Annotated in this window: 9 protein-coding genes and 1 riboswitch; of the genes, 5 read left to right on the top strand and 4 right to left on the bottom strand. The window is 37.0% G+C overall.

Translation table 11 applies throughout. The features are described from left to right. Positions 1 to 33: 33 nt before the first annotated feature. Positions 34 to 343, bottom strand: a riboswitch (cobalamin riboswitch). 862 nt (positions 344 to 1205) lie between these two features. Beyond that, the gene (locus IR083_RS04630; RefSeq protein ID WP_006799418.1) at positions 1206 to 1673 is read left to right on the top strand and encodes a MaoC family dehydratase; all 468 of its coding nucleotides are present in this window, start codon (positions 1206 to 1208) and stop codon (positions 1671 to 1673) included. 101 nt (positions 1674 to 1774) lie between these two features. Here IR083_RS04630 and IR083_RS04625 read toward each other — a convergent pair whose 3' ends face one another. Next, positions 1775 to 2488: a helix-turn-helix transcriptional regulator gene (locus IR083_RS04625; RefSeq protein WP_194223429.1), complete on the bottom strand. Its 714-nt coding sequence runs from the start codon at positions 2486 to 2488 to the stop codon at positions 1775 to 1777. A 367-nt stretch (positions 2489 to 2855) separates the two neighbouring features. Between IR083_RS04625 and IR083_RS04620 the strand changes: the two genes are divergently transcribed. After that, on the top strand, positions 2856 to 4313 hold the full coding sequence (locus IR083_RS04620) for a hypothetical protein (protein ID WP_194223428.1): 1458 nt from the start codon (positions 2856 to 2858) through the stop codon (positions 4311 to 4313). 395 nt (positions 4314 to 4708) lie between these two features. Here IR083_RS04620 and IR083_RS04615 read toward each other — a convergent pair whose 3' ends face one another. Next, positions 4709 to 5671, bottom strand: a complete 963-nt coding sequence (locus IR083_RS04615; protein WP_194223427.1) for a helix-turn-helix domain-containing protein — start codon at positions 5669 to 5671, stop codon at positions 4709 to 4711. 357 nt (positions 5672 to 6028) lie between these two features. Continuing rightward, the gene (locus IR083_RS04610; protein ID WP_199343187.1) at positions 6029 to 8125 is read right to left on the bottom strand and encodes an alpha/beta hydrolase family protein; all 2097 of its coding nucleotides are present in this window, start codon (positions 8123 to 8125) and stop codon (positions 6029 to 6031) included. Between the two features lie 566 nt (positions 8126 to 8691). Between IR083_RS04610 and IR083_RS04605 the strand changes: the two genes are divergently transcribed. The 3 genes from IR083_RS04605 (at position 8692) to IR083_RS04595 (ending at position 11441) form a co-directional block, all read left to right on the top strand. After that, entirely contained in the window at positions 8692 to 9297 is a 606-nt protein-coding gene (locus IR083_RS04605) for a TetR/AcrR family transcriptional regulator (RefSeq protein ID WP_194223426.1), read from the top strand. 74 nt (positions 9298 to 9371) lie between these two features. Further along, positions 9372 to 9698, top strand: coding sequence for a DMT family transporter (locus IR083_RS04600; protein ID WP_194223425.1), 327 nt, complete (start codon positions 9372 to 9374; stop codon positions 9696 to 9698). A 264-nt stretch (positions 9699 to 9962) separates the two neighbouring features. Further along, entirely contained in the window at positions 9963 to 11441 is a 1479-nt protein-coding gene (locus IR083_RS04595; RefSeq protein WP_194223424.1) for a DUF3943 domain-containing protein, read from the top strand. A 6-nt stretch (positions 11442 to 11447) separates the two neighbouring features. Here IR083_RS04595 and IR083_RS04590 read toward each other — a convergent pair whose 3' ends face one another. Beyond that, positions 11448 to 12710 carry a hemolysin family protein gene (locus IR083_RS04590; RefSeq protein WP_194223423.1) on the bottom strand — a complete coding sequence of 421 codons (1263 nt, stop codon included), beginning with the start codon at positions 12708 to 12710 and terminating at the stop codon, positions 11448 to 11450. Positions 12711 to 12758 lie beyond the last annotated feature (48 nt).

The raw sequence follows: 12758 nt of genomic DNA, 5'->3' as shown, positions 1-12758 counted from the left end.
CTGTAAATAGTATTTAAGCCTAAACCGCGAGCTTTCAACTAATAATGTTCCGGCAGGTTTTCTGACTTACTCCATCTTTGAACGGCCTTCCCAATCTTCAGTTAACAGTGAGCAGTTAACAGTTAACAAAAATTATTAACTGATAGCTGATGACTGATGACTGTCAATCAGTGGTTTGAGTATTGTCCAAAAACTTTTTTCAGAAACATTGTTAACTGATGACTGTTAACTGTTCTCTGAATAGAGCTTACAGCAGCGGGTCTGTTCAGGATTTGCACCTGATTCCCTTTTAATCACTCATCCGGCAATGCGGATTTGTAACACCAAAACTTAGTGCAAAGATATGGAATTAAATTTATAAAGATTTATATAATGTATATGAAATAACTTTATCTATGTGTATAGCCGATAGCCTTTAGCTGTTAGCTTATAGCTCTTTGAATTGAAAATCGGCGGAGCCAAATTTTGATTAGGAGATTAGCAGATTTGTAAATTAGCATATTAGCAAATGAGTGATAAGTGTTACATGTGTTACATGTGTTACCTTTTAACAAGTAATGAGTTTTAAGTAATAAGTTGAAAGTTATATGAGACACGAGATACAGGTTGCTAACTGATGACTGTTCACTGACGAGATGCTTTGTTCTGCTCCGTATGACAAGCTAATTATTAATTTTTCATTCTTAATTATTAATTGTTTTCTGTGTCACCTTTGTTACTTTTTTATTCAGTGTTCTTCTGTCCATGCCTAGTGATATTCAGTGTAACAAAAAAGGGTTGTGAAGAAAACGGACAAATAAAAAAGAAGAAAATAGTGTCAGGTTTGTCAGGTTTTAACTCCCTGGCTTCCTTACGGGGCTGGTTGTAAAGCCTTATATAAATGACTCATTGAAACAGACTTTAGCCGATAAGTATTTGGTCAAAGCCTGCTAAAATAATCAACTCTTTCCTCAACTTAAAAGTGGAGGAAGCTTAAGACTGAAACCTGAAGATAAGAAATATACCAAAAAGCTGACAGGTGAGAAAATGAGAAAAACTGTCAGGTTTGTCAGGTTTTAGATTTGATAATGTTGTCTGAAGCCGATTTTAATAAGATAGCATGTCCATCGATTAAAATATAGTTAATTTTATAATCCTTATTGTGTTTATTTGGTAATATCGTTTAATATAGATATTTTTATGCTGTATTTGTTAATTAACTTTTTATGGCTAAACTTATTATTAATTCCTATGCCGATTTTGAGCAGTATGTAGGAAAAGAACTGGGGACTTCTGATTGGCTGAAAATATCTCAAGACCGCATCAACAAATTTGCAGAAGCTACGCTTGATTATCAATGGATTCATGTGGATGAAGAAAGAGCGAAGGTTGAGAGTCCTTTCAAAAGTACAATTGCACATGGTTATCTCATGGTGTCTATCTTGCCCTATCTTTGGGATCAGATAATAGAGGTAAACAATATAAAGATGCTGATAAATTACGGTATCGAAAAGTTGAAATTTAATCAGGCAGTAATTGTCGATAGTGAAGTACGTTTACGGGTTACCCTGGCATCGCTTGTTAACCTGAGAGGTATAGCCAAAGCCGAATTGAAGGTTGTCCTGGAAATAAAAGACTGCCCGAAGAATGCATTGGAAGAAACCGTAATATTTCTATATCACTTCAATAGTTAAGAGAAATATTGCAGATACTATAAGAGAGGGATACTTTAATGATTTAGAGTATCCCTTTTTATCTGTTAGAGAAGATAGAGTGATAGGCTGTTTATCCGGTATTATATCACCGAATTGTAATTGATGCAGGCCTTTACTATTGCTTTCCATTGTATACGATTTATCGGCACATCTTTTGGGTGATATTTCTGATTGTATCCGGAAAGCCTTATAAAGTCATCACCTATATCAGATTTGTCTAAATTTTTAATGGTGAGAAATTCTTCTCCATCGATGGTGAGATATATGATATACATTTCACCCCAATAAATGTCGTTGGTGTGATTTGCTGTTTTATAACATACAATATCTCCCGGTTTTATCAAGGGATACATGCTGTCTGTCTTCACAAATCCGGCCCCATCACATGAACTTAAATTTGGTATAGATAGATATCCATGGCACTTGTGTGATCCTTTATAGGAGAATATCGGTATAAACTCCAGAGGAGATTCTGCTTTGAGCAGATTTTTGTCAGAAACAGTTGCCGGGTCTATATTCATTACAGCGGCGTACTGTTCCCGTACCGACTGTAAGTTGTCGTATGACCAGAATAGCGATGATTTTATCATTTCACCTTCACCCGAAATAAGCCATTCCAGATTTATTTCAGGGTATGCTGTATATATTTTAGCTATTGTCTCGCCTGTTATACCGCTTTTCTTGTCCAGAGTACCGTTAGAGACTCCAGTCTGATTATAAAATTTATTTTTACTAATCCCCTGTTTGTCTATGAACTGTATAATCCTGTCCTTTTGAGTTAAGTTTTTGTTCATTGTGTGTAATCGATAACGAATTATAACTATACCTATTGAGGTATAATTGCAATATAGTTTGTAAGATTTCTAACAAAAATAACTTTAATTCTTGAAATACCAAAAAAGTTAATTTTTCGCCTGTAAAATAAAGATAAAGTAAAAAATGGTTAATGTAGAATTATTTCATATTATTTGTTTTTAATTGAGAAATATTTCTTTAATTTTGCGGAAATTTTAATAGGAAATCACAAAATATACAAATGCGCTTCTTGGTTACTATGCAAAACAATAACTTGTATTTTAAAGGGTTATCCCAAGAATAGGAATATTTCTATATGGAAGAGCTACATACATATGATGCAAACGAAAATAATTTTATTCATATATGAAAACTTGCACAAAAACACTCAAATTTACTTTATTAGGGTTTGTTACATTAGCTCTTCACACAATTGATCTTCAAGCACAGGTTACAATAGGATTAGGATCGGCACCAGCTAAAGCAGGATTATTGCAGTTAAAAGAACAGGAGCCGGACGCCGATAATGTAACATGTAAAACGGGAGGTTTTATCTTGCCTCGGGTGGCATTAGTAAATTTGAAAACCTTAGAACCTTTTGTTAATCCGACAGAGACCGGGTATGATAGCGAGAAATCGAAAAATATAGGTCTGCTGGTTTATAATATGACTAAAACAAGCCCTTTCGTTCCAGGGCTATATTTATGGGATGGGGACAAGTGGGCTGTGCTAAGAACACTATCTGACAGTATACCTACCAGAGATAATCCGGGGAGCGTGCCGGTGGAACCAAATGCACCATCCAGTATGACAGATCCTGCGGCGCTGAAACTGTCAAATTCATTTATTGTCGGCTATAATAAAACAATAGATATCCCTGTTATAAAGGCATATGCAGTTTGGAATCAGTTGTTGAATCTAAATGAAGTGGGATTGCAGGGGACTGTTAGTGTAGAATTATTATGGCAAGATAAAAAAGACCTGATAAAGGAGGTTACCCTTGCCTCAGGTGATAAAGGCACGGCTTCAATGCTGAGGGTTACAACTAATAGTAATAATTTACAAGGTAATGCGGTTGTAGCTGTGAGAATAAATAATGTGATACGGTGGAGTTGGCATATATGGGTGACGAATTATGATCCTGATGTATTGGCTGGAGAGAAAGTATATAATAATACGATATTTATGGATCGCAACTTAGGTGCGATAAATACGACACCGGGTAATATCGGTTCATTGGGCTTGCTTTATCAATGGGGAAGAAAAGATCCATTTCCTGGTTCTTCTGCTGCAGATGATAATTTGGAAATCTTACTCTATACTTTGCCCGGAGGTAATGTCGCTATAGGAAAGAGCAAAGTGAATAATAGTCTTAATATGCCGACTTCTATTATTAATCCATATACATTTTATTATAGTACTGAGGGTAATCAGGATTGGTATAGCAACTCTGGCACAACGAATAACTATTTGTGGAATGATACGGATAATACAAAAGGTACTTATGATCCTTGCCCGAAAGGATGGCGTGTGCCCCGGAGTGGATCAGGCAGCAATTCTCCTTGGAATGGCTTAGGCGGAGGTGGACCTGCTTTTGATAAAGGTAAGGGAGAGGAATGGACTGTGGCAGGATATTATCCGGCAGCGGGGTATCGTGATCCAGCGACAGGGAATCTGACAATGGTAGGATTGGAAGGGTATAACTGGTCGGCAACGGCTTTTTATAGTACTGTATATCGGCTGTTTTTTAAATCCTATTATATTCAGGTAGATGCAACCGATAATAGGGCCAAGGGGAGTTCGATACGTTGTATAAAAGAATAATTCAGTATAAAATAAGATTTATCTACTCTGTGTAGTTTTTTTAATTTGTCTTAAGGTTGGGATGGCATATGCGTGAGCATGTGCCTTTCTGTTTTAGATATAGTTCTTAGCTAGAAAAATAATGAGTCCCGCGAATCTCTCGACTCACAGGACCCAACCTTAACACAAACTTTACAAAACTACATATATATTATATTGTTTATTCTTATTTATTCTTATTTATTCTTATTTATTCTTATTTATTCTTATTTATTCTTATTTATTCTTATTTATTCTTATTTATTCTTATTTATTCTTATTTATTCTTATTTATTCTTATTTATTCTTATTTATTCTTATTTATTCTTATTTATTCTTATTTATTCTTATTTATTCTTATTTATTCTTATTTATTCTTATTTATCCATCCTGTATTGTGTAGGAGACAGACCTGTATGCTTCTTGAAAAATCTACTTAAAGAAGCCTGATTAGAAAAGTTGGTCTTCACAGTTATCTCCTGTATATTCAATGCCGGATTCTTTAATAGAGACTTTATCTCCATGATGCTGTATTCTACAATCCAATCCTTTGCCGGCCTGCCACTGACATCTTTTACTACTGAAGTCAGATATTTAGGCGTAATATGGAGCTTTTCTGCATAGAAAGCAATCTCTCTGTTTTCTCTGAAATATTGCATTATCAGGAGAAAGAAATCGTATGTGATCTTTTCTTTACGGCTATCAATATCCCTAATGGCATTCTTGGATAGCAGATTGTTCCTGTAATTATTATAAAGATCAAGATAGAAAAGCCTCAGCAGATTGACTATGTATTCCCTCTGGAATAAATTGTCGGCCGGTTTCACCCAGCTATGTATGAGATTGTAGTAACCGGAGAATCGATATACTTCATCTTTCGATAGCTTGTAGTGATACTTCCTTCTCATATGTATAAAGAATAAAGGAGAAAGGCGTGCGACTCCACTGAGAACATCGTTTATTAACAAATGTGATACCGTAAAATAATTGATCGAAAAATCAGGACTCTTACTTTTCAACGAAACTATCTGTCCCGGAAGAATTACCATTAATTCACCTTTCGACAAATGATGTTCTTGCATGTATACATCTATTATAGCGGAGCCTTCAGTGCAAAGGCCTAAGATTCCTATGGGAAGATATGTCTGGGTATATGTAACGGGAAGAGCACTCTCTCCCATACAAATATTAAAGTCATACCCAAAAGAATATACAGAGTTTTTCTTGTCCTTTGACAGAGCTTTTTTTTCTCCGTACATTTTTGTCTTGTCTTCCATCTCAGTCTTGTCTCTCCTCAATATCGGGTGCAAATATATAACATCATTCTTTATAATTTTCATCTAGTGGAAATATGGTATAACATTTAGGAAGTATGGTATCCTTTTTATTTAAATTCTCCACAAAAGATATCCTTATTGACTCGAAATCGGCCAATCGCACTGTGATTATATCTATTTTCCATCTCTATTCTTAGTGTAAGTCTCGAGTGCAAATTTAGCAAAAACAAGAAGAATGATATATAAATAATAAGATATATTATGAAAATAATATAGATTTTATTTAATATGAAAAACGAATGGAAGAAACTCCTATATCTATATCCTTTATATTGTAGTTCAAGCCTGTGTTTATCTAAATATAAAAGCTTATCAGATAACCTATCTGATAAGCTTTTGTATATAACGAATCTTAATCTTCTATTTCAGATAAGTGTCGAACCAGCGGAAGAACTCTCTTTGAAATAATATTCCGTTTTGAGGCTGTGCTATCCAGTGGTTTTCGTTAGGATATATAAGCATTCGAGCAGGGATGCCTCTCAGCTTGGCTGCATTAAATGCCATCATGCCTTGAGACGCCAGTATGCGGTAATCCAGCTCCCCGTGTGAAATCATTATTGGAGTATCCCATTTCTCCACAAATTTGTGCGGAGAGTTAGCATACGACCGTTGTGCAATAGAATTACTTCTGTCCCAGAACGAACCACCCAGATCCCAGTTGGCGAACCACATCTCTTCTGTTTCAAGATATTGTGCTTCCACATTGAAGATACCGGCATGCGCAAGGAATGCTTTGAATCGTTTATTATGGTTACCTGCCAGCCAGTATACGGAAAAACCGCCATAGCTTGCACCTGTACATCCAAGTTTGTCTGCATTCACAAAAGGTTCTTTAGCCATAGCATCTATAGCCGAAAGGTAATCCTTCATATTCTGTCCACCATAATCTTTGCTGATTTGCTCCAGCCATTCCTGACCAAAGCCCGGAAGACCTCTGCGGTTAGGTGCAACAATGATATATCCGTTTGCTGCCATCATCTGTAAATTCCAGCGATATGACCAAAACTGGCTCACAGTGCTTTGAGGACCACCCTGACAATATAGAAGGGCAGGATATTTTTTATTCGGGTCGAAGTTTGGCGGGTATACGATCCATGTCAACATTTTCTTTCCATCAGTAGTGGCTATCCAACGCTCTTCGACTTTACCCATTTTTAACTGCCCCATTATTTCTTTGTTCTCGAAACTCAATTCGGTAGCTTCGCCATTAGTTGTATTTACAGAATATATTTCATTTGGCGCTGACAAAGAATGACGTGTTGCGATGAGCTTGTCTCCGGCTATACCAAAAGATTCATAATCGTAGTCGCCTTTTGTTATCCGGTTTATTTCTTTAGTGTGTACAAAAGCTTTGAATATGTGAGTCTTGGCTTCTACGCATGATACGAAATAAATACTTTCGTTATCGTTCCATGCCAGATAATCAGTATTATAATCAAACTTTTCGGTTACATAAATTTTGTCATTAGTAGCCAGATTCACTACAAACATCCGGTTCTTGTCGGATTCGTATCCGTCGCGCTCCATGCTTTGCCAGGCAATATATTTGCCATCGGGAGAGAAAACGGGATTGATGTCATATCCCATCATCCCTTCGGTAAGATTCTTAGTTTCCTTAGTATCTATGTTATAAAGGTAGATGTCGGAATTAGTAGATAAAGCATATTCCATCCCTTTTTTCTTGCGGCATGTATATGCTATTGATTTGCTATCGGGACTCCATGCCAATTGCTCTGTTCCTCCGAATGGAAGCATTGGGCATTCGTAAGGTTCATCTCCTAATATATCTATGCCTTCTGTTATTTTTGTGCCATCATAATCGGCAACAAAGCTATGAGGGATTTCTTCCACCCATTCCGACCAATGTTTATACATCAGGTCATCTATAATACGTCCTGACGCCTTAGGCAGGTCGGGATATTTATCGGCTGTGCGCTCTCCGAACTTTATGTTTTTAATATATAGTATCTTCTTTTCATCGGGTGAATAAGAAAAACCATTTACGCCCCCTTCTATCTCGCTGATCTGCATGCGTTCGGTTCCATCCGGATTCATTTCCCATATCTGCGAAGAACCACTCTCGCTACTAAGGAATGCTATTTTAGAGCCTCCTTTTATCCATATGGCATTATTCTCACTTTTGGCAGTTTGAGTTATCTGCTTTTTGTCCGAGCCATCGATATTCATAGTGAATAACTCCCGGTTGGTCTTATTTTGTTCGATGCTTACATAAGTGACTCCATAGAGTACTTTTGATTTATCAGGCGAAACCTGTACATCCGAAACACGCCCAAAGCTGTAAAGTACCTCAGGTGTCATAATGCCATTTTCAACTTTTACAGTGGCTTTGCCGATCAGAGGTGCATCTTTTTCCGTATTTTCTATTTTTGCGGAAAACTTACCGCCACACGAAACCACTGATGCGCCGAGTAATAATGCCATAATTGATTTATTCATATAGTTTAATTAATTTTATATGTAAAGATATTTGTTTTTTGTAATACACACAACTTATAAGATTACAGACCTAGGGTAAGCCTACGAAAATTGACAACTATAATTGCTTACGCCATTTTTGTATTAATTAACCATATAATGTTAAAACCTGACACATCTGACATATATTCATTGTTTTTATCTTGTCTATTTTTATTTATTAACTGTATGTCGTTAAAAAGTAACAGAAGTAACGGAAAATAATTAAGTATGAATAATTAATAATTATTTGTCATGCAAAACGGTGCGAAGCATCTCCTTCACTAAAAGGTAACAAAGGTAACACATATACCAGTTATCAGTTAACAACTTGTATCTCGTATTTTGTCTACTCGTATCTCATGTACTCAGTACTTAAAACTTACCACTTATTCCAATATTTCAAAGAGCTGTAAACTAAGAGCTAAAAAGCTATCAGCTATAATTATATAGATAAAGTTTTCCTCCTATGATAAATATTATAATTAAAGTTTGGCCATTCATTCTAAATATTATACTTTTGTTGAACGATTGTTCAATATAAATGTATGAATACAGAAGAGCTTATATTAAAAAAAACGTTTGGACTCCTGTTGTTAAAGGGTTTTGATGCTACTTCCATAACTGATATTCAGGTGGCTACCGGCTTGTCGAGAGGGCTTCTTTATCATTATTTTAAGAATAAGGAGGAGTTGTTTATACAGGTAACTGAGAAGTTTTTCATTCAGATATTTGATTTTGATATCCGTAAGGCTAAGGATTATAGCGTAACTGAGTTTGTTGAATTTATGTGCGATCGCTTCCGCTATATCAGTAAAGTTATATCCGGAATAGTAGAGGAAACCGGAAGTGTAAAAGAAGTTTCAATGCTTAATTATCACTTTTTGTTTTATCAGGTGATGCAACGGGACGCCATCTTCAGAAATAATTACAGGGCAACGACCGAAAAAGAGCGTACAGGGTGGGAATATGCATTGAAGAATAGTATTGGCAGAAATGAAATATGTGTAGATATAGATGTAAATATTTCGGCAAACCAGTTGTTTACACTTACGGATGGTGTATGGTTTCAAAGTATTTTTTCATCAGACGGACAAAGTGTGATCCGCAATCTGGAGAACGCTTTATGCCATTATATTGCATTATTAAAATAAAGGTTATATATTTTTTATAACCATATTGAACATTTGTTCAATATGGTCGAGATGTTTTTTAAAATAGATTTTATATGAGTTGGGTTTATTTATTATTGGCAAGTGTTTTCGAAGTCGGTTTTACTTTTTGTATATCAAAAGCAAAAATCGTAGCCGCACCTCAATCCACATATTGGTATATCGCATTCGGAGTATGTTTGGTATTGGGAATGGGATTGTTGGTAAAGGCTACTCAAACGATACCGATGGGTACTGCATATGCCATATTTACAGGTATAGGTGCTGCCGGGACTGTGCTTTTGGGGATCATTGTGTTTAAAGAGCCAGCCAATCTGATGCGGATATTTTTTATCGTTACCTTGATCGCATCGGTAGTTGGTTTAAAAGCAGTATCGCATTGATAATATGGATATGCAATGAATCGTTCTCGGAAAGACACTAAGGTGTAGAGGATTTTTAATTTGAATATAGAGCAGGTAACATTTTGATATATGATATTTTTAATTACTTATTTTGCGTCTTTAAATATCGGTGTTGTGTGAAATTTTATTAAAAAGACAGGGTTCACCTCTGTCTTTTTTTACATAGCACCTCTTTATTTATGTTTTCTTCTATTTTTGTAAAAATCATATCTTACACACTAAAGATTAACCTCATATATAATAATGCAGAATTGCCGTTTTTCCCTTATATTATTTTTCTTTATTTCTTTGAGTGGGTATTCGCAAATTACCATGCGGCACCAGACAGCTAAACCCAAACTTGCCGATTCGCTCGATATTGCATATTATTCGAAAAAGAACTGGTATCGTGCCGGGGGAACCACTGTGGGTTTCAATATCGGATTATGGGCATTCGACAGGTATGTAAAGAAAGGGGATTATGCTTATATCAGCATGAAGTCTGTAAGGCGAAACTTTAAGAAAGGCTTCATTTGGGACAATGATAATTTGGAAACAAATATGTTTGCACACCCTTATCATGGCAATCTTCACTTCAATGCAGGACGGGCCAACGGCCTTACTTATTGGGAATCGGGAGGCTTGGCTTTAGCCGGGAGTGCCATGTGGGAAATGTTTATGGAAAATGAATTTCCCTCTACCAATGATATAATAGCTACACCTATAGGCGGTATGGCTATAGGCGAAGTATTTTACCGTACCTCCGATCTGATTCTTGACGACAGGCGTACAGGTTCTTCCCGTTTCGGACTCGAAGCTGCGGCATTTCTTATATCACCTATGCGTGGACTCACACGTATCATGTCGGGAGATGCCTGGCGGAAAAGATCTACTTCGGGCAAACAGTTTGGAGTACCTGATGTAAGCGTCGAAGTTTCGATGGGGGTGAGGGTCTTGGAATTTGAAGACCCCGTGATAGATAAAGGTCTTGGATTCGCTACGAATATCAATGTGGAATATGGCGACAGATTCGAGGCTGAAACAAATAAGCCATACGATTATTTTACATTCAAAGCTAATATTAACGGGCAAGGCTCGCAACCCATGCTTAGTCAACTTAATATTACCGGAAGGCTATATTCGGCCGAACTTATTGATAATTCGAAGGATTTTCTCAGTATAGGAGTATATCAGCATTTCGATTATTATGATTCCGATACGATATCGGATGTATCGTCACGCATACCTTACAAGATATCTGCGCCGGCTTCGTTCGGGGTGGGGCTGATACATAAGAGCAAACGGTTTTCAAACTGGGTGTTCGACTCCTTTGCTCATTTCAATGCCATTATATTGGGTGGTACTCTTAGCGACCATTATATTCTTGACGACCGTAATTATAATCTGGCTAGCGGCTTTAGCTGGAAACTGGGGGCTAGTATTTCTTATAAGGATATTTTCAGTGTCTCATTGACTGACGATGGATACCGTATGTTTACATGGAAAGGCTATCCACGCGATATAAATTGGGAAACAGTGAATGAAAAAACACTGAATGCGCAAGGCGACCATTCGCAAGCGGTGTTGAATGTAGTCTGTCTGCGGATGGATCTGAAGCTGAAAGACCGTTTTTATCTGACAGGTATTGGTTATAATTACGCGCGTGATACGAATTATAAATATTTCGATAATGTATTTTCTTCCACAGCAGAGGGCCGTTTGATGCTTACATATAAATTTTAGCAGGTGTTACGGCTTTTTCACCAACACTTTGTCGATACGTGCACCATCCATATCTACTATCTCGAAAGAGAATCCTTTCCATGTTAATAATTCGCCTGTTCTGGGTATATGTTCCAATAAGTCTAGTATCAGTCCGCTAAGTGTATTGTATTCATATTTGGAATATAAATCGCCTTTTTTGAAATAGGTAAGGAAATCATAGAACGAACATTGCCCGTCTACAAGGCAGCTGCCATCCTGCCGTTGCACAATGTCGGGTTCTTCATGCGGGTCGAGGATTGTTCCTACCAATGCTTCCAGAATATCTTTAAGGGTGACGATACCGCGTACGATACCGAATTCGTCACAAACAAGGGCGTATTGTACATGCTTCATCTTCATTTCTTCCAAAGCGCTGTAGACTTCCATGTTTTCGTGAAAATAATGGACGGGACGTACTACCTGCATAATATCAAAATCGGGGTCTTCTATTTTTCCGAACATATCCTTCAGGTGCACAATACCTTCTACATGATCCAGATCCTTATTACCTACAGGATATTTGTCGAATGGATTATTCTGTATAATCCCGATTATTTCCTGATTGGTCATATCGGTATCTATCCATACTATTTCCCCCCGGTAAGTCATAATAGATTCCAGATCCCTGTCGCCCAATGTGAAAACACGTTCTACTATATCCTGTTCTACCTCCTGAACTTCGCCCCCTTCGGTTCCTTCCTGAATCATTGACTTTATCTCTTCTTCCGTCACTTTTGTGTCCGAATTTTTAATGCCCAGAAGGTTAAATATCAGAGAGGTGCTTTTAGAGAGAACCCATACAAAAGGAGATGCGACTATGGAGAGATAGTGCATGGGGCGGGCTATAAATTTGGCTATCTTTTCGGCGGCACTTAAACCGATCCTTTTAGGAACCAATTCACCGAAGACAATTGTAAAATAGGTAACCACAATAACAATGCTCACCTTTGAAACGGTCAGAACATACTGCTGAGAAATGCCTGTATTACTTAGTACCTTGGCAAAATCATCAGCTAATACATCTCCCGAATAAAGACCGGTCAGGATTCCGATTAAGGTAATCCCAACCTGCACAGTAGATAAGAACCGGTTGGGGTTATTAGCCAGATTTACAGCAGACTGGGCAGATTTGTTTCCTCGTTTGGCTTCATTGTTCAAACTGGACTTACGGGCAGACACAACTGCTATTTCCGACATTGAGAAAATACCATTCAATAGTATTAATGCAACGATTATTGCGATTTCCATATATATTCTTTATTGATACCGTAAAGATATTGGCTATCGCTATTTTTT

It is taken from the genome of Dysgonomonas sp. GY75 (genome assembly GCF_015234155.1).
In the GTDB taxonomy this organism is placed as follows: Bacteria; Bacteroidota; Bacteroidia; order Bacteroidales; family Dysgonomonadaceae; genus Dysgonomonas; species Dysgonomonas gadei.
This window is presented reverse-complemented; position numbering and strand designations above follow the sequence as displayed.

Coding starts and splice junctions, on each gene's coding strand:
- IR083_RS04595 (WP_194223424.1), top strand. CDS start 9,963: ATGCAGAATTGCCGTTTTTCCCTTATATTATTTTTCTTTATTTCTTTG.
- IR083_RS04620 (WP_194223428.1), top strand. CDS start 2,856: ATGAAAACTTGCACAAAAACACTCAAATTTACTTTATTAGGGTTTGTT.
- IR083_RS04600 (WP_194223425.1), top strand. CDS start 9,372: ATGAGTTGGGTTTATTTATTATTGGCAAGTGTTTTCGAAGTCGGTTTT.
- IR083_RS04630 (WP_006799418.1), top strand. CDS start 1,206: ATGGCTAAACTTATTATTAATTCCTATGCCGATTTTGAGCAGTATGTA.
- IR083_RS04605 (WP_194223426.1), top strand. CDS start 8,692: ATGAATACAGAAGAGCTTATATTAAAAAAAACGTTTGGACTCCTGTTG.
- IR083_RS04590 (WP_194223423.1), bottom strand. CDS start 12,710: ATGGAAATCGCAATAATCGTTGCATTAATACTATTGAATGGTATTTTC.
- IR083_RS04610 (WP_199343187.1), bottom strand. CDS start 8,125: ATGAATAAATCAATTATGGCATTATTACTCGGCGCATCAGTGGTTTCG.
- IR083_RS04625 (WP_194223429.1), bottom strand. CDS start 2,488: ATGAACAAAAACTTAACTCAAAAGGACAGGATTATACAGTTCATAGAC.
- IR083_RS04615 (WP_194223427.1), bottom strand. CDS start 5,671: ATGAAAATTATAAAGAATGATGTTATATATTTGCACCCGATATTGAGG.